This window comes from Pedobacter sp. CAN_A7 (genome assembly GCF_015752175.1).
Classification (GTDB): Bacteria; Bacteroidota; Bacteroidia; order Sphingobacteriales; family Sphingobacteriaceae; genus Pedobacter.
On sequence record NZ_JADOUW010000004.1, the window covers coordinates 403,689 to 422,339 of the forward strand.

Consider the following 18,651-nt stretch of genomic DNA (forward strand, 5'->3'; position numbering starts at 1 on the left):
CATTAGTGTGCCGCCAGCCCAACAGGGCTACTGGCTACACTTTCATTTTTTAAGCGGTCTAAAGCTGTAACCAGGTAAGTATAACGTTTGCCACTAACCACATCGGTATCAATAAAAGTAGTATACTTCAGAAAACTGATTTTAAGAATATTTTTAGGGTTTAATATAGCAACATGCTCTCCCTCCTCGAAACGATAGATTACATAACCTGAAGCCGTTTCACCATCAGCAGCAATTAAGGGATGTTCCCATGACAGGTGTATTCCATCATTTCTAGACTCAGCACGCAGATGCAGTGGAATATTAGGTTCAATATCATCTAACCATGGCATTTGTGGTGGCAGCGAAGGATATTTATACAAATCCAAACGCAGAGAGTCTCCGGTAGCACGGGCCACCGTAGAAAACGATTTTGAGCTAAAGAACACACTACCTTGCACCCTGTTATTTTCCCTCATGTACCTGATCTGATCGGGTATCTGGTTTGGCAATCGCCAGGCAGCTTCCATTTTCTGATTCATCAGATATGCAGCCTGTCCTATGTACAAATGCCTGCCATATGTATTTTCACTCCACCAATCCACTAGTGTGTCAAATGGCGCCGCCTTACGCGTGAAACTAAAGTATACTTGCGGATTAATATAATCTACCCAGCCCTCTTTAACCCATTTTCTTGAATCAGCATACAACTCCGAGTAATTTGAAAGTCCGTTAGTCGCAGACCCAAGGCTGTCCTCCCGAAGATTCCTCCATATACCAAAAGGACTAATACCAAACTTTACATGCTTTTTATAGTGATGAATGCTATCGTCAAGCTGCTCAATCAATAAATCTACATTGTTTCTGCGCCAGTCGTTTACATTGGTAAAACCATTGGGATGTTGCGCAAAAGTATTGGCGTCTTTTATCGTCTGGCCAGACACCGGATATGGGTAAAAATAATCATCGAAGTGTATGCCATCGATATCGTAACCCTTCACCACATCCAACACTACCTGTATAATATATTCCCTTACTTCAGGTATGCCCGGATCAAACTGTTTTTTACCAGCATAAGTAAAAAATAAATCGGGACGTTTTACCACCATATGGTCTTTACTTAACACTGCATTCGTACTCACCGTTGCCCGGTAAGGATTAAACCAGGCGTGAAGTTCCATTCCCCTAAAGTGTGCTTCTTCAATAGCAAATGCTAAGGGATCATAACCCGCAGCTGGCGCTAACCCTTGTTTACCCATCAACCATTGGCTCCAGGGCTCCCTTGATTTCGCATAAAAAGCATCGGCTGCCGGACGAACCTGTAAGATGATGGCATTCATACCATTTCCTTTATGCTTTTCCAATAATCCTATAAGTTCTTGTTTTTGTTGGTCCGCACTTAGGCCCGGTCTCGACGGCCAGTCAATATTAGACACCGTTGCCACCCACACCCCTCTAAACTCCCTTTTTGGAGCGTTTTTTGCTGTTTGTTGTGCTAGAGAAGAAAAAAGGCAAGTAAATACAAGTGTTATTGCAACAATAAGGATCTTAAACATTCTTGGAAATTTGTGATTCGTACGTGTGTTATTTGATAGTTATTATACGGTTTGCTTAACAACTACCTTTCTCAAGTAAACGAATTTTCCGTTACTCTGTTACAAATTTGCGGTTTTTTTGACCAATTATTATAATTTAATCTTTATGTTAGACCTTTCTTTCTTAACCTGAAGGAACTTTGACATAAAAAAACTGAACTTTATTGTGAAATGTTAGACCAAAAAATTCCTGGTAACACAGGCGACCGCAACAAAATTTACTTCCTGATCATCGTAATCGTTGCCTTATTAGGAACGAATGCATATCTCTATTTTAGAGACAAACAGGAGAGCGCGCGCTTTGTAAGTGTTAACACCGAAAAAGACAGATTAAAATTAGAAGTAGAAAAGATAGAAGTTGAACTAGATAAAGTAAATAACCTAAATACCACTTTAACAGAAAAACTTCAACAGGAACAACAGTTAGCCAGAAACAAAATTTACGAACTTAAAAGTGCCCTGGAAAAAAGTCAGCTGACGCAAGGTGAACTTTCTGAAGCACAGAGGGAAGTTAAAGAACTCAGACAATTTGTGAAAAACCATCATGAGCAAATTGCTAAGCTTAGCCAGGAGAACATGCTCTTAAAATCTGAACGAGATAGCTTAGTCAATTCAGTAAATCAGGTCAATGAAAAAGCGGAACGATTGGCTCAAAAAAATCTGGAATTAAGCAAGAAAATTAAGGAAGGTGCGGCACTGAAGGCCATCAACATGGAGGTTATCGCATTTAGAGTAAAAAACAGCGGGAAACAGGTTGCTGTGAAAAATGCAGGTTCAGCACAAAAAATAGACATCAAGTTTGGCATTGCACCAAATGAATTGGCCGAAAAGAAATATTACAAAATATATATCCGTGTTTTTGACCCGGCCGGAAATCTAATTGCCGACGAGAACAACATGTTCGATGCTAATAAACAGCAAATGCAGTATAGCGAAATGACTACGCTGGCATATGAAGAACATAAGGAATTATACACCCTTTCTTGGGTTAACCCTACAGAATTTATCAAAGGCACCTATTCAGTCATCTTGTATACTGATGGTTTTACCATGGGTAAATCTTCCGTTACCCTCAAGTAATGATTAGGCCAGGGGAAAGCTAAGAAAGAAAGTAGTGCCCTTATCAAGAACAGACTTGAACTCCACCGTTCCGCCTGCATTTTCCACAGCCTGTTTTACAAAGGCTAATCCTAATCCAGTACCCGATGATTTTGTGGTAAAATTAGGGGCGAATATTTTATCATGCAGGTAATAATCTATGCCTATACCATTGTCAGACAACTCTATCCAAACCTTCTTGTGGTCATTACGTAGCTTAATATAAATTACGCAAGCTTCCAAGGCACTACTAGCCTCAATCGCATTTTTCAATAAATTATTAAAAGTTCGAAGTAACTGGTCCTTATCCCCCATTATAAAAATGGCCATGGAGGTTTGATCAACCAGGTAAATCTCCACATTTTTAGTGTTAACATAAACATCACTGGCTTGCTGTAAGATAGGAAGCAGTTGGAGCCGCTGCAGCTTTGTATCTGGCATTTTAGCGAAGTTAGAAAACTCAGAAGCAATGGTAGCCAGGCTGTCAATTTGTTCAACAAAAGATTTATTAAACCGTTCAAATTTTCGCTCAAAATTAGGATCTTTTTCCTTCCATGACTTTTCCAGTAGTTGCACACCTAATTTTAACGGTGTCAACGGATTTTTAATTTCATGGGCTACTTGTTTGGCCATTTCCCGCCATGCGCTTTCTCTTTCAGATTTAGCCAGCTTCACCGCACTTTCTTCCAGCGCAGCCAGCATCTTATTATACTCCTTAATCAAAGAGCCTATTTCGTCGTGCCGCGACCATAAAATAGGTTGGTTTTTTTGTCCAAGTTTTGTTTTACGAATACTCTCCTGTATAAAGGTAAGCGGATTTGTAATTTGATTGGCCAGGAACACGGCTAAAACGCCAATGGCCACAAACACCAGTGCATATATGTTGATTAGGGTATTGATAAATAAGCCAATTTTAGACTGGAAATCTCCTTCATTACCATAATATGGCAAACCGATATAACCTATGGTCTGGTTTTGAGAATTTCGGATGGCGCCATAAGCAGCGGAATAGGTAAAACTTCCAATCTTTTGATTCGGACTAATATACTCAGCCCGCTGGAATTGATTAAGATAGATATAAGCATCCGGAGCCATGTTTTTAGACAAGATTCCATAGTCATATATTTTTGGGATAGAGGTATACAATAAGTTTCCTTTCGTATCAAACAGATTCAAATACGTAGAATTTACATCCGAAAACTGGTTGAAATCCTGAATAGACAACGCTGTAACCGGAGGAATACTCCCACTGGCGTACATTTTCTTTCCATATAACAATTGCACTTTACGCAGCTTGTCTCTGATAAAATCATCCTGTTGCCGCCTGTACTCTGCACTGATGTAAAAAAACGTGGTCCAGCCCACAATAAGTAAGGTAGCCACCACAGATAAAACAATTGAAAATTGTATCCGTGTTTTATATAAAATTTTATTGGCATTGATCATCAATGATCGGTTAATGTTAAACCAGCCACCCCAATTTTCGTCTATATTCTTTGAAAGCCATAGCACGCTATGCAAGCCAACAGCAAACAATATAAAAACCAGAAAGAAAAACGACAAAATTGATAATCGGCTTACATACGACATCTTCTCCTTACTGATTACGATGGTCCTTGTAGGCGTAGGCTTATAAACCATATGGTTATAACCGGTTTTAAGGTCATTAATATAAATCACCTCATCATTACGTCCCTCAAACTCCCGATCGCTTAGCTTGTAGGTAAACGTACCAGCCTGATTAATTAAATTGCCATAATTATAAAATGCAAAGGAATAGTCTTTAAAATCTTCCTCACTTTTCACCTTTCCATCTACCAGCAATTCAGGAAACTGGTTATTATAATTGTATTGTTGGGATCTTAGCTCCAGCACCAGGGTGCCCAGCATTTGTTTATTATCGAATACGGGAATGATACCAAAATAACTTTGGTAACCAAACGTATCATTTAACCGGTAAAAGTAGTTCGACACCTTTACAGAGCCAGACTGCACCAATTCTTTATAGTGTTGTAAAGGGGTAGCTTCACCTTTTTCCAGCGAAAATGAGGTTACGCTGTAAGGCAACAAGTTGTATTCATACTGTGCCAGGTAACTGTCCAGGTATTTTTTATCCACCATGCTTTCCAGCACGGCTTCTTTCTCCACATTTGGCGATCTGAAAAAATTAAGCACATATTCATCTCCTGACACACCGGTTTCCAGACTTTCAATCGAGCTAATTACCCGCGGATTGTCTGTCGACAATAATTTCTGTGCAATAGTGTAACGCTTATTGCGCTCCTTAATATCTTGGAATTTCACATATTTGATGGAAGATATGAGTGCCAGACAGAAAAACAAACTCACATAAGTCCGGATAGAAAATTTTGCTTTCTCTACATAAATATTCCAGCCCAAAACAAACAGAAACAATGCATACACCATGAAAAACACGGTGAATTCGGTAACAATCCGAAAAACCAAATACCCAAGAAATGCAGCCAGAAACAGCAATAGCCTTTCTTTATTATTTACATTTAATTTCTTGGTCCATTGCATAAAGATATAGGCTGCAAGAAAAACATTGAACCATACCAAACAAAGAATACCGATACTAATCCAGCTTGCCCAACCCAAGTTAATAATATTGGTGATGTCGAAATTAATCTTGGAATTATAGATCAATCCAGAAAATAGGCGGTCAATATGGAAGGCCACCAGCGCAAGCAACAGCAGCATTAGCGCATGTACTACCAAACCGGCAGTCTTATTTCTGGTAAGCAAACCAGGAAAGCTGTATTTTTCTTTATAGGTGTATATGAAAAATAAAAACCAGGTAGAACAAATAATATTGAGCAGGAAATCACCCAGTGACGGCAGGAAGAAACTTTGCCCGTATACTGCAGGATTAAAAATAGCCAGGTTAAACTGATGATTCAGCCAGCCATACTGCAGGTCGCTTAACCGAAGCGCGACAAAATATAAAAACAGCAATAATGTAGCCAGCGCCAGGCGGCCGTTTTTTGCAATTAGAGAACACAGCGAGTTGACAAATAAAGAAAAACTAAAAATACCAATGGCCCATAACCAGACTTCTACAGTAGAATATAGGGTTTCGGAGTTTTCTGAACGAAGTTTTACTTCAAATAGTGGCTTACCTGTATTGCTTTTAATCGTTACCACCTCATTATCAATAAACGAGGCGAATGTTAGTGAATTAGATGGAAGTAGTTTTTTTGAAATCTCATTACTCAGAAAGTTATTTTCAATAAGAAACTGGCTCTTGATTTTAATATAAAATACGGCCACAAAATTTCCCTCTGTTTTTTTTATGGCCTCGTACCAGCCATTGGACAGCTGTACCACAGACACACCGTCTTTAACAAAATTAACCGGAGGAGGATTGATCAGGTAAGAACTCCAGAATTTAACCTCATGATCCTGGTAGGTAATCACATTGATTTCCTCTTCAGGGTAAGTCTCAATAAACCTTAAGGCTAATTCTGGTTTTTCATGAAGCTTTTTTAGGTTCTCAACCTCCTTCGGATCGGAGAGGAAGTTGAAAACCAAACGTTCACTAGTGGAAAGATTTTCCTGTAATTCTGCTGCTTCATGGCGCAGGTAATCATTTTCAGATACTGTATGTTTTAAGGTAATGGCTGTAATAATACAACATGCCCCTAGAATGACCAGTAAAATTCTAATCTTTACGCCTATGCTCACAGCAATTATTTTAGGTGATCTATTTAAACAGCAACCGCAGCAGCACGGGTAACAACGGCTCTGTTCACTTTTTTAACCAAGCCCTGCAAAACATTACCAGGACCAACTTCTACAAATTCCTCAGCGCCGTTAGCCAGCATCTGCTCTATGGTTTGTGTCCACCTTACTGCACCTGTTAATTGAGTAATCAGATTGGCTTTAATTTGTGCCGGGTCTGTTGTAGGGTGTTGCGGATCTACGTTTTGATAAATTGGACATCTTGGTGCAGAAATAAGCGTATTTTCGATAGCCGATTGCAGCTCTACCTTAGCTGGTTCCATTAAAGGGGAGTGGAATGCACCACCTACATTAAGTTTTAACGCTCTTTTAGCACCTGCTTCGGTCAATTGCTGACAAGCGATGTCAATCCCGGCAGTACTTCCGGAAATTACCAATTGACCAGGGCAATTATAATTTGCTGGCACAACAACTTCATCAATTTGCGAACAAATCATTTCTACCACATCATCTGCTAAGCCTAAAATTGCAGCCATCGTAGAAGGTTGTAATTCACAGGCTTTTTGCATCGCATTTGCACGGGCAATAACCAAACGAAGGCCATCTTCAAAAGATAAGGCAGACGCTGCAACCAATGCAGAAAACTCCCCTAAAGAATGTCCGGCTACCATATCAGGTTGAAAAGCCTCCTTTAACGACTTAGCTAAAATTACAGAATGCAAAAATATTGCTGGTTGAGTAACGTTAGTTTGTTTTAATTCTTCATCCGAACCAGAAAACATAATGTCGCTGATGCGAAATCCAATAATTTCATTTGCTTGTTCAAATAATGCTTTAGCTTCCTGATTTTCGTAAAGTTCCTTTCCCATTCCGGAAAATTGTGCACCCTGACCTGGAAATATATATGCTTTCATCATGTTCTAATGTAAATTTGCCGTAATTAATCTTAAAAATTCTGCCCTGGTTTTGTCTTTCGCAAATTCACCGGTAAAGGCAGAGGTCGTTGTAACAGAGTTTTGTTTCTGAATACCACGCATTGCCATGCACAAGTGTTTACATTCTATAACAACAGCCACTCCTGCAGGTTTTAACGTTTCCTGTATACAATCTCTAATTTCATTAGTTAAGCGTTCCTGCACCTGTAATCGGCGTGCATAAGCATCAACCACTCTTGGAATCTTGCTTAGGCCAACAATATGTCCGTTTGGAATATAGGCAATATGTGCTTTACCAAAAAAAGGAAGCATGTGGTGTTCACACATCGAAAACACTTCAATGTCTTTAACCACCACCATCTGGCTATAATCTTCTTTAAACATGGCGGAACGAAGAATTTCTTCCGGTTTAGTATCATACCCATGGGTAAGAAACTGCATGGCTTTTGCCACCCGTTCAGGGGTTTTTAGTAATCCTTCGCGCTCCGGATCCTCACCTAGCTGGTGTAAAATATCTTTGTAATGATCAGCTAATGAAGCTATTTTGTCTTCGTTATAACGGTCAATTTTTAAGTAACCCTCGTTTTCCTCTTCGGTAAACGTTTGTGTTTTATTATCCATTAAGCTTTGTAATTATCCGAAGTATTCAACAAAGTTGTTTTCGGTTTCATAAATTTTAATACTGTGTAAAGTAGCCCCTCCATTTTGTATATGTGGTAACAGCTCATCCCATACAGCTATAGCCAGGTTCTCCGTAGAAGCTAGTTTGCCCTGCATGAAGTCGACATCCAGGTTTAAGTTTCTATGATCGATTTTATCGACAACAAACTCGTTTGTAATGTCTTTTAACCATTTAAGGTCTACTAGAAACCCCGTTTCCGGGTTAATCTCCCCTTTAACGGTAACATATAATTGGTAATTATGCCCGTGCCAATTTGGATTAGCACACTTTCCGTACACCGCTGCATTTTCCTCATCAGACCAATCGGGTCTTGATAATTTATGTGCCGCATTGAATGACGCCTTGCGTGTTATATAAATCATTTCTCTAAAATTGACTACAAATATACATAGAAAGGAACTGAAAGCGATTTATTACCTTAGGGGAATGAAAATACTTGTTGTAGCCGCCACCTTTGCAGAAGTAAAAGGCATCTATGAGCATTTTGACTGCCCTCCGGCTGCATTTATGCAAAGTCCTAAATTCGACATCCTGATTACCGGTGTGGGCATGACAGCAACAGCTTTTGCCTTGGGTAAAACACTGTCGGCACAGTATCAGCTGGTATTAAACCTGGGTATAGCCGGTTCTTTTGATTACAACACTAACCTGGGCAGCCTGGTGCAGGTAATCGAAGACGAGTTTTCAGAATTAGGTGCGCAAACCAAAGATTCCTTTTTAACCTTAAACGAACTCGGTTTTGGCAAAACCGTTTACGCATGCAGCTATACCGGCCATCATTCCTTATTGAATACATTACCCCAGGTCAAGGGCATTACCGTCAACCAGGTACACGGTAACAGTGCCGCTATCACCGCCATGGTTAACCGGCTGCATCCGGCAACGGAAAGCATGGAAGGTGCTGCCGTATTTTATGCCTGCGAACAGGCGGCCATCCCTTGTTTACAAGTACGAGCCATTTCCAATCATGTCGAAGAAAGGAATAAGGAAAACTGGAAAATTGGCCTGGCCATTAAAAACCTCAATCAATGGGCTATTGAATTTTTGCTTAATTTTACCCCATGAAACTTACTTTAGGATTCTCGCCCTGCCCCAATGACACGTTTATTTTCGACGCCCTCATTCATCATAAAATAGATACAGAAGGTTTAGACTTTGAAGTGTCTTTTGATGATGTGGAAACCTTAAATCAAAAGGCCCTGGCAGGCACGCTTGACATCACTAAACTTAGCTTTCACACGCTGGCCTATGTTGCCGAGCAATATGCGTTGCTTCATTCAGGTAGTGCTTTAGGTTTCGGTGTCGGTCCTTTGTTAATTTGCAAAGACCCCGCTTTATTGCAACATGAACTAGCTGCCAACCTGCGCGTTGGTATTCCGGGCAAGTTTACCACAGCCAATTTCTTGTTAGGTGTTGCCTATCCGCAATTAACAAATAAACAAGAGCTGGTCTTTTCAGACATAGAAAATGCTTTACTAGAAAACCGTATTGATGTAGGACTGGTTATTCATGAGAACCGCTTTACCTATGCTGATAAGGGATTACATAAAATCATCGACCTTGGTAATTATTGGGAAACCCTAACGGGTTGTGCCATCCCCTTGGGTGGTATTGTGGTAAACAGAAGGCTACCGCTTGAAGTTCAGCAGAAATTAAACCTATTGATCCGGAAATCTGTAGAGTTTGCTTTTGCAAACCCCAAATCAGGACTGGAATTTATCCGTGAACATGCGCAAGCAATGGACGAAGCCGTCATGTATAAACACATTGAGCTTTATGTAAACCAATACTCTATTGATCTGGGTGTTGAAGGCCGTAAAGCCATCGATAAATTGTTCAGCATTGCAGAATCAAATGGGGTTATCCCCCTGCGCAGCAAAAATATTTATATTGAAGATTAGTTACAAGGTCCGTCAGGAATTTCACGGGTCACTTTAAGCACCTTAGTCACCACCAGCGTGGAGTCAAAATTAGCGGTAACCGTCGTACTGTCAGACTTTACCACCCGGCCTTCTACTTCTATATAAACCGGAATGTATGGTTTTTCAAATTTAAGATCATTATAAGCAAGCTCCAGAGTTTTTGCACTATCTGCAACCCAGTATTCCCGGCCCTCATCACAATCCGTAAATGAACGGATTTCCGGACCATAGCTATATAGCCCTTTAATTACTCTAATATCGCTGTTTTCATCTTCTACTGGAGTCCGGTTACAAGCTATAACAGCTAAGGCTAGAACAATCGATAACAACGTTATTTTTTTGGTATGCTTCATGGTTATAGATCTTTGTTAATATAATTAATCTTCTTCACACTCAGGTTGGAAGACAGTGCCGATGCGACTAAAGAAAATAGGCTGACCGTTACAAATACCAGCACAAAATCCATCCCTTTAAAAGCCACGGGGTAAGCATTCGGAATCATCAGGTCTTCTTGCGACATCTGCACGAAACCAAACTTTTGTTGCGCTAAACAAAATAGAAAGCCAACTAATAGCCCAAATATACACCCTGTCATGGTAATCATCATCCCTTCCAACAGAAATATTCGCTTTATTAATCGCTTACCAGCACCAAGGCTGCTTAAAACAGCAATATCTTTTAATTTATCCAGAACCAACATGGTTAGTGATCCAATAATATTAAAAATAGCAATTATTAAAATGAAAGTGAGAATTATATACACGGCCCACTTTTCTGAACCTAATATATTATACAAAACCTGATTTTGTTGTAAACGATCTTTAACAACAAATTCCTTCCCTAACTGTTTTTCGATCTCTTTCTTGAAACTTTCGGCACTTGCTCCTGGAAGCAGGTTTATTTCAATGGATGAGATATTCTTTGGTTCCTGCAGCAGTTCGCGTACAAAAGATAAGGGCACAATGGTCATGTTATCAAAATCCTGCTGCAACTCAAAAACACCCGCCACAGGAATCGTAGCCATTGTAAAATCATCGGCAGGATTAACCGAACTCGCAGCACTGCCCTTTTTAGGCGAATAAATTTGTAATGGCGTGAAAGGATCATTGGTATTGATCATCAGATAGTTCTGAATGGCAGAACCAATAACGGCCTGTGGACCAGCCGTATTCTCCAACACAAAATCGCCTTGTACCGTAATGGTATCGAGGCTTCTGTTTTTTAAGTATTCGTCACTTACCCCCTTCACCAAACCCACAGATTGCCGGGTTCCGTAGCGCAGCAAAGCATTTTCTGCAAGCACTTCTGTATAAGAATAAATGCGGGGATCCTTTTTAACCTGATTAAACACGGCAGCATCAGGATCAAAGGTTTTGCCACCAGCCGGGGCCACCACCACCTCAGGTGTAAAAGTATTGTACATTTTTAGCACAACTTCTTCAAATCCATTAAAAACCGATAAAATAATGATCAGCGCAGCACTGCCAACAAAAACACCGATGACAGAAATGGTAGAAATTATATTGATCGCATTGGTTGATTTTTTAGCAAAAAGATACCTGCGGGCAATATAAAACGCTGTATTCATTGGGTAAAATGGTTAAACCTGTTTAGAAAAATGGATTGTTTTCTTTTTCAAAACCAATAAAGGTAGACTTTCCATGGCCGGGATGAACTTCACAATCAGAAGGCAAGGTAAATAACTTTTCCCTAACACTTTGCAGTAACTGCTCATGATTACCACCCGGAAGATCCGTTCGGCCAATACTTCCATAAAATAACACGTCGCCACCTATCAAAAAGTTTTCTGCTTTTGCATAAAAACATAGGTGTGCCGGCGAATGGCCCGGCGTAAGCAACAACTCCAGCTCGCTGTCGCCAAAAGTTACGAGATCCCCTTCCTCCAGAAACACATCCGGATCAGGACCCATTTCATACCTGAAACCCATGCCTGGTGCATAACTAGGTATGGCCTGTAATATTTTCATTTCACCACGATGAAACTGCGGCTTTAATCCCCATTGGTCAAAAACAAACTTATTACCAAACACATGATCCAGGTGGCAATGCGTATTGAGCAATGCCGACGGTGTTAAACCATTATCTTTAATAAAGGCAACCAGCTCATTCTGCTCATAAGACTCATACATTCCCGGGTCAATAATTACACAGGCTCCTGTTTCATCATACAACACATAGCTGTTTTCCTGATAGGCATTAAAAGTAAATTTCTTGATGTTGATCATGATAAGCAATAAATGTTTATGAATTCCAGATGGTCCAGGAACGTTCTGCCTGTAGCACCAGCATTTCCATTCCGTTTTTAGCTACTGCATGTTGGGCTTTCGCCTGGCGTAAAAATAATGTATCGGCTGGATTATAGACTAAATCGTAAGCAAGGTGTTTATGGTTTAAAGCCTCATATGGAATCGCCGGACAAGTTTCCAGGTTCGGCGACATACCCAATGGGGTAGTATTGATAAGAACCTGGTATTCCTGCAGCAAGGCTGGGCTTACTTCTGCGTAGGTAATACAACCTTCAGCAGCGCTTCGAACGACCGAAAGGTAGGTGATGCCCAATTTACGAAGCACATATTTAACCGCCTTGGCTGCTCCCCCATCGCCAAAAATTAAGGCCTTCTGGTGATGTGGCGCCAATAGTGGCTTCAAAGACTCTTCAAAACCGTAAGCATCGGTATTATACCCCTTTAAAAAAGGGATATCTTGTTCATGGCTAATGGATATACAATTTACAGCACCAATAACACGTGCGGCATCGTCCATTTCATTCAAATAAGGAATAACAGCAACTTTATAAGGAATCGTAACATTTAAGCCCTCCAATTCCTTATTAACTAGCAGTTGCTTGAGCAAAGTGATTTCCGTAAGGGGAAACAGCTCATACTGCCGATCCTTGATGCCCTCTTTTTCAAACTTCTCCGTAAAGAACTTCTTAGAAAAAGAATGCGATAAAGGATAGCCGATTAAACCAAAAGTTTTAACCATGATATTTTTCCGTAAACGTTTAAAACGCTTATTTAGTTAAATTTAGAAAGTGGTCAAACGTATCTCCTCTTAATCCAAGGCGAATGGTTTCCAATGGAATTACTTCCGCAGGCGCAATGTTTCCAAGATTTACATTGGTACCAATTAATTTGATAAACCAAACCTGCTGTTCCTTTTGCGGCGCTTCCCAGATAATGGAATCTTCTGGAATCTGCGTTAAAATCTCATCAACCAAACCTTCACGAACCTCACCAGATTCTCTGTAGATCCCTACATTTCCACCTTCACGGGCTTCAGCAATGACCTTCCAGGAGCCAGCTTCAATTTCTGCACTCATCAGTTTAATCCATTTGTAAGGCGCAAAAATCTTCTTTGCATCTTTAGAACCTACTTCAGAAATAACAGTCACTTGTTTAGCTAGTTTCGCTATATAGTCTAACTTCTCCTCATGTTCAATGTAAATAGAGCCATCAGATACTTCTGCATACTCCATTCCAAACTGATCTAAAACACGGCGATAATCGTCAAACTGGTTTCTGATTACAAAAGCTTCAAATAAAGTTCCACCAAAATAAGTAGGGATACCTGCGCTTTTATAGATGGCCAGTTTCTCTTTCAGGTTTGGCGTTACAAAAGAAGTAGCCCATCCTAATTTAACTATATCGGTGTGAACACCGGCAACATCAATAAAGTCTTCTGTTTGTCTTAAGCTTAAACCTTTGTCCATAACCATGGTTATACCTTTGTTACGAGGTTTTACTGGACGTTCGGGTATATTATTTAAAGGGTAATTCATATATACTGCAAAGGTGAAAAAAAAATAGACTTTTTAAGAGATGATTTTCGAAAAGACGTTCTTTATTTGATATAACGGTTAATAACCTCTAAGATCATTCCGTTTTCCTGCAGCTGAGGCAGGTATTCAAATAAAATATAATGCTTTTCGGGCTCAATACTTAAAGCCGTCTCCAGGTACGCAAAACCTTCATCGCTTTCTTTCATGGCAAATAAATAAGCCACCATACGGTAATAAAGCTCTGCAGCATCCGGGTTATTTTTAATTCCCTCCATGATAATTTCAGAAGCATCGATCAGTTTTCCCTGTTCATAAAGTACCGTAGAATAGTCCAGCCAGGCTTCTACATCTGTAGGATTATACAATAATACCTTGTGATAGGCCTCTACCGACTTATCCATTTGCCCTAATTTATAATAAGCATCAGCCATGGCAAACCAGAAATCCGGATTAATACCATCCAGGTCCAGTGCCTTTTTATAAAAGTGTAAGGATTCGAAAAAACGTTCTTCAAAATTCAGGGTTACGCCAATACCAAACCAGGCATCTGCCAGTTTCGGATCCATCTTTACCGACTTCTTATAATAAGAGCGGGCTTCATCCATCATTTCCAGCTTTTCGTAACACTCCCCAATGGCACAATAGGTATCGGCGTTCGGTTTTTCGTATTCGAATGTATGTTTGTATACTTCGATAGCTTCCGAAAAGCGATCCAGCTGAACCAGGGCATTTCCCTTATTGTAATAAGCCGAAGCGAAATTATCTTTAATTAAGATGGCATAATCATAGGCATCAATTGCTTTTTCAAACAGGTCAAGCTTATGATATGAATTTGCCAGGTTGTACCAGGCTGCATAGGAATAGGGATCATTATCGATATACTCCGTGTAAAACTGTATGCTTTCTTCCTGTTTATCTAAAATATCGTAACAAAAAGCAAGCTCATATAAGCCGTCCTTGTTCTCCATATTGAGTTCAAGACTACGTTTAATATACACGATTGCACTTTCATAATCCAACATATTCTGGTATACATAAGCAATCTGCAACAATATATCATCAATGGATTCTGCAAATTCCAATGCCTTTTTAAAGTTCTCCAAAGCCATTTCATGTTGATCCAGACTGGAATAGATATTTCCGCGCAGGATAAAAATCTCTGCTTCTGATGCTTCCAGCAGTTCCGCTTTTTCAAGCGACTCAAAAGCACGGTCTAGCTGATCGGTTACAAAATACAACTGTGCTTGTTTAACGAAAAATATCGCCGCATAAGGATGCTGATTTAAGGCATAGTCGATCACCTGCAATGCTTTTACCGGATCACTTTTTTCTATATAATAATCAATGATGTTTTCAAAAGCCTGGGCATCGAAAAAATACTGATCCTGATTACGTATCATTTCTTCGTAACGCTCTACCGATCGCTGTGCATCATCGCTAAAGTCGAAGTAAAATTCCTCTTCCATGTATTGATTAATTAAAGAACATTGCCCTTGTTGTTTAAAACACATTATAAGTTTACGCTAATTAAACGTAAAAGGGTAAAATATTTTCAATATTTATACGCCCTACGCTACAATTAACTTATAAATTAGTAATTAACAGGATTTTAAAGATTTATTAGTTTGCATTAAATGCCTTTGGGTTGTTCAGAATTATTTACAAAAATAAACAATCTTATTCTTAAAACAGGTAATACAGGGGTCAAGAAAAGCCCTGTAACCTTTTTTTATAACCCGCAAAAGAGCATATTTGTTGATATCCAATTGTTATAAAACCATTCTTGCTATGCAAAAAGAAATAAGCACTGTTTTAAAAAACTTAGGCGTTTTAGCAGAAAACCCAGCTTTCAGTACTGGAAATTTGGCCGGACCAGTTTCCGGTACCAACACCATCACCAGTTTTTCACCTGTTGATGGAAAAGAAATTGCACGCATCCAGGTAGCCAGTGCGCAAGACTATGAGCAGGTGATCAAAACCGCACAAGAGGCTTTTGTGTTCTGGCGCAATACGCCGGCACCAAAAAGAGGCGATATTGTACGGCAACTGGGTGATGCCTTGCGCGTTAATAAAGACGATCTGGGTACCCTGGTATCTTATGAAATGGGTAAAAGTTTACAAGAATGTTTAGGCGAAGTGCAGGAAATGATCGATATCTGTGATTTTGCTGTGGGCCTTTCCCGACAATTATATGGTTTAACCATGCATTCTGAACGTCCGCAACACCGCATGTACGAACAATGGCACCCCATGGGTATTGTAGGTATCATCTCTGCCTTTAACTTCCCCGTTGCAGTATGGAGCTGGAATGCCGCCCTTGCCCTGGTTTGTGGTAATGTTTGTGTATGGAAACCATCATCAAAAACACCAGTATGCGCTATTGCTTGTCAGCACATCCTGGCGAAAGTATTAAAAGCAAATCATATGCCCGAAGGGATATCTAGTGTGTTGATTGGTAACCCGATTGGCGACTTGCTGAATAACGACAGCAGGATTCCTTTAGTTTCTTTCACAGGCTCTACCCCTATTGGTAGAAAAGTAGCCACAGCCGTTGCTGGTCGTTTTGGCCGGAGCATCCTAGAACTAGGGGGTAATAATGCCATCATTATTTCTAAAGATGCTGACCTGGATATGTCATTAATAGGCGCTGTTTTTGGTGCTGTAGGCACTGCCGGACAACGCTGCACCTCGACCAGGCGACTGATCATTCAGGAAGATATTTACGATACTTTTAAAGAGAAGCTGGTTAAAGCTTATGGGCAGTTGCGCATTGGCGATCCTTTGGATGAAAACAACCATGTGGGTCCGCTTATCGATAAAGCAGCCGTTGACATGTATTTAAAAGCCATTGAAAAAGGCAAAGCCGAAGGTGCACACTTTATTGTTGAAGGCGGCTTGCTGGAAGGTGAACAATATGGTTCTGGCTGTTATGTTAAACCTTGTGTAGCCGAAGTAGAAAACAACTATGAAATAGTGCAGGAAGAAACTTTTGCGCCAATTTTATACCTGATAAAATATAAAACCCTCGACGAAGCCATCCGTTTACAAAATGGTGTTCCACAGGGATTATCTTCGGCCATCATGACCTTAAACTTAAGGGAAGCTGAATTGTTTTTAGCAGCAGGTGGTTCAGACTGTGGCATTGCAAACGTCAATATCGGCACCTCGGGTGCAGAGATCGGCGGTGCTTTCGGTGGCGAAAAAGAAACCGGTGGCGGTAGAGAAAGTGGTTCTGATGCCTGGAAAGGTTATATGCGCCGACAAACCAATACCATCAATTATTCTGATACTTTACCCCTTGCACAGGGGATTAAATTCCATATTTAAAACTAAAAACCTGTGTCTGCTTGTTGACACAGGTTTTTTTATAGCTCCTTAAGCGCGCTCCGTTACACCACAAGCCTTTAACATCAGCTGGTGGAGATCGGTATTCTTAACAAAGGGCTTTAACAGTTCACTTCCTGGTCCAAACATCGCCAGTTCCACATAATCTGCTGAATGGTCCATAGAACCCCATCCCACAGAGGTATAATTACTTTGTATTTGCGCCAATTCTTTATAAGGCAGACTTTTGGGGTTGTAAATTCCTTTTTCGTCCAGCTTCTCGTAATGTTTTAACAACGTTGCCGCCTCTTCTTTACTGATGGCATAACCATGTGCAGCCTCCACTTTTTCGATAAAAGTGCCTAGGCTGGTGTTTTTATCCACGCCAGATAAAATCCATTCATTGGTGTGTTTAAATTTTTGGATCCTGTCGAAATTGCTATTGGCTTTAGATCCTGAAAACAAGCCTGGGTTGGCGTTACCATGATCGGTAGTCACAATAATTAAGGTTTCTTTATTGCTTTCTGCAAAGTCCATCGCTACAGCCAGCGCTTCATCAAATGCAAGCTGGTCGTACAGTAACCCACCGATGTCATTTGCATGTGCAGCCCAATCTACTTTTCCTGCTTCCACCTGCAAAACAAAACCTTCTTTATGCGTACTTAAACGTTTGATGGCCGTGCTGGTCATCTCGGCAAGGGTTGGAATCTTTGTTTGAATGGCTGCATCGGTTGCCCTGTCCAGTGAATAGGGTAAACCATCTTCATGAAATACACCAAGTAAAGGTGCCTTTGTAGCAGAAGCTGCATTTAAAAGGTCTGCTCTGTTTTGTACCACCTGGTAACCACCGGCTTTAAACTGCGCAAATACGTCTGATTTGTCTGCACGTTTAGCAGCACTGAAGAATTCCGTACCGCCACCTAGCAGCACATCGTATTTTTCGTTAAGGTATTTTAAGGCGATGCCTGGCTGATCGTTACGTTGTTTACTCGTAATCAGAAATCCGGCAGGTGTAGCATGTGTAATGGGTACAGTGGTAACACAGCCAGCCGCTTTGCCGGTCGCTTTAAACTTTTTCCAGATGGGCGTATTTTCTGAGCCATCAGGATTGGTATTTAAGGCGCCGTTATTAACCCTTTTTCCTCCACCCCATGATGAACTTGCCGCTGCTGAATCGGTAACCAGGGAGTTAAGTGATGCGGTATCCATTAATGCGCGACTACCTTTGCCTTGTTCGTACATCGACAACCATTTACTCTGGCGTCCTTCTTTACGTTGCAACAACAAGCTGGCCATGGTTAGCGTGCCTATGCTCATGCCATCGCTCACTAAAAAAATGATGTTCTTCGCAATTTTACCTTTTGTATTGGCTTTTGCATCAGCTACAGCAGCAATGACGCTGCCCGGCGACAGGATAGCTGCGCCAAGTAAAGCGGCAGAACCACCCTTAAAAAAATCCCTTCTTTTCATTCTTCAAAAAACGACAACCGATGTTAATTGTGAGTAAAGCTGATGTTAAGTCTGGAGAATGGAAAATACTGGAATCAGTGCAAAGGGCATTATCGATCCTGACAGCACCTTACAAGTAAATGAGCCTATCAATGGCCTTATA

The 18,651-nt window shown here is 40.5% G+C and carries 16 protein-coding genes; 4 read left to right on the forward strand and 12 right to left on the reverse strand.

Going from position 1 to position 18,651, the window contains the following annotated elements; translation table 11 throughout:
• Window positions 1–2: 2 nt before the first annotated feature.
• Window positions 3–1,535, reverse strand: a complete 1,533-nt coding sequence (locus tag IWX76_RS16560) for a glycoside hydrolase family 10 protein (RefSeq protein WP_196861133.1) — start codon at window positions 1,533–1,535, stop codon at window positions 3–5.
• Window positions 1,536–1,745: 210 nt separating this feature from the next.
• On the opposite strand from IWX76_RS16560, the gene IWX76_RS16565 reads away from it, so the two are divergent.
• Window positions 1,746–2,654 carry a hypothetical protein gene (locus IWX76_RS16565; protein WP_196861134.1) on the forward strand — a complete coding sequence of 303 codons (909 nt, stop codon included), beginning with the start codon at window positions 1,746–1,748 and terminating at the stop codon, window positions 2,652–2,654.
• A gap of 3 nt (window positions 2,655–2,657) precedes the next feature.
• Here the strand turns inward: IWX76_RS16565 and IWX76_RS16570 are convergent, their stop codons facing one another.
• From IWX76_RS16570 to IWX76_RS16585, 4 genes are read right to left on the reverse strand one after another with little or no spacing between them, the layout of a single operon-like run.
• Window positions 2,658–6,377, reverse strand: coding sequence for a sensor histidine kinase (locus IWX76_RS16570; protein ID WP_334642120.1), 3,720 nt, complete (start codon window positions 6,375–6,377; stop codon window positions 2,658–2,660).
• A gap of 23 nt (window positions 6,378–6,400) precedes the next feature.
• Window positions 6,401–7,288 carry an ACP S-malonyltransferase gene (fabD, locus tag IWX76_RS16575; protein WP_196861175.1) on the reverse strand — a complete coding sequence of 296 codons (888 nt, stop codon included), beginning with the start codon at window positions 7,286–7,288 and terminating at the stop codon, window positions 6,401–6,403.
• Between the two features lie 6 nt (window positions 7,289–7,294).
• A complete protein-coding gene (gene folE / locus IWX76_RS16580) occupies window positions 7,295–7,930 on the reverse strand; it encodes a GTP cyclohydrolase I FolE (protein WP_334642122.1) in 636 nt (211 codons plus the stop codon).
• Between the two features lie 12 nt (window positions 7,931–7,942).
• On the reverse strand, window positions 7,943–8,353 hold the full coding sequence (locus tag IWX76_RS16585; protein ID WP_196861135.1) for a 6-pyruvoyl trahydropterin synthase family protein: 411 nt from the start codon (window positions 8,351–8,353) through the stop codon (window positions 7,943–7,945).
• A 64-nt stretch (window positions 8,354–8,417) separates the two neighbouring features.
• On the opposite strand from IWX76_RS16585, the gene mqnB reads away from it, so the two are divergent.
• Both mqnB and IWX76_RS16595 read left to right on the forward strand, forming a co-directional pair.
• The gene (gene mqnB / locus IWX76_RS16590; protein WP_196861136.1) at window positions 8,418–9,056 is read left to right on the forward strand and encodes a futalosine hydrolase; all 639 of its coding nucleotides are present in this window, start codon (window positions 8,418–8,420) and stop codon (window positions 9,054–9,056) included.
• The gene (locus IWX76_RS16595; RefSeq protein WP_196861137.1) at window positions 9,053–9,892 is read left to right on the forward strand and encodes a menaquinone biosynthesis family protein; all 840 of its coding nucleotides are present in this window, start codon (window positions 9,053–9,055) and stop codon (window positions 9,890–9,892) included. Before mqnB ends, IWX76_RS16595 begins: the two co-directional genes overlap by 4 nt.
• Here the strand turns inward: IWX76_RS16595 and IWX76_RS16600 are convergent.
• From IWX76_RS16600 to IWX76_RS16625, 6 genes are all read right to left on the reverse strand, one after another.
• Entirely contained in the window at window positions 9,889–10,266 is a 378-nt protein-coding gene (locus IWX76_RS16600; protein WP_196861138.1) for a hypothetical protein, read from the reverse strand. The two genes, IWX76_RS16595 and IWX76_RS16600, sit on opposite strands and share 4 nt — an antisense overlap.
• A gap of 2 nt (window positions 10,267–10,268) precedes the next feature.
• On the reverse strand, window positions 10,269–11,501 hold the full coding sequence (locus IWX76_RS16605; protein WP_196861139.1) for an ABC transporter permease: 1,233 nt from the start codon (window positions 11,499–11,501) through the stop codon (window positions 10,269–10,271).
• Between the two features lie 22 nt (window positions 11,502–11,523).
• Entirely contained in the window at window positions 11,524–12,159 is a 636-nt protein-coding gene (locus IWX76_RS16610; protein WP_196861140.1) for an MBL fold metallo-hydrolase, read from the reverse strand.
• Window positions 12,160–12,175: 16 nt separating this feature from the next.
• Entirely contained in the window at window positions 12,176–12,919 is a 744-nt protein-coding gene (locus IWX76_RS16615) for a shikimate dehydrogenase family protein (protein WP_196861141.1), read from the reverse strand.
• A gap of 28 nt (window positions 12,920–12,947) precedes the next feature.
• Window positions 12,948–13,715, reverse strand: coding sequence for a phosphosulfolactate synthase (locus IWX76_RS16620; protein WP_196861142.1), 768 nt, complete (start codon window positions 13,713–13,715; stop codon window positions 12,948–12,950).
• 62 nt (window positions 13,716–13,777) lie between these two features.
• Window positions 13,778–15,181 carry a tetratricopeptide repeat protein gene (locus tag IWX76_RS16625; RefSeq protein WP_196861143.1) on the reverse strand — a complete coding sequence of 468 codons (1,404 nt, stop codon included), beginning with the start codon at window positions 15,179–15,181 and terminating at the stop codon, window positions 13,778–13,780.
• 322 nt (window positions 15,182–15,503) lie between these two features.
• On the opposite strand from IWX76_RS16625, the gene amaB reads away from it, so the two are divergent.
• On the forward strand, window positions 15,504–17,042 hold the full coding sequence (gene amaB / locus IWX76_RS16630) for an L-piperidine-6-carboxylate dehydrogenase (protein WP_196861144.1): 1,539 nt from the start codon (window positions 15,504–15,506) through the stop codon (window positions 17,040–17,042).
• 48 nt (window positions 17,043–17,090) lie between these two features.
• On the opposite strand, the gene IWX76_RS16635 is transcribed toward amaB, so the two are convergent.
• Window positions 17,091–18,509, reverse strand: a complete 1,419-nt coding sequence (locus tag IWX76_RS16635; protein ID WP_196861145.1) for an alkaline phosphatase — start codon at window positions 18,507–18,509, stop codon at window positions 17,091–17,093.
• Between the last annotated feature and the right edge of the window lie 142 nt (window positions 18,510–18,651).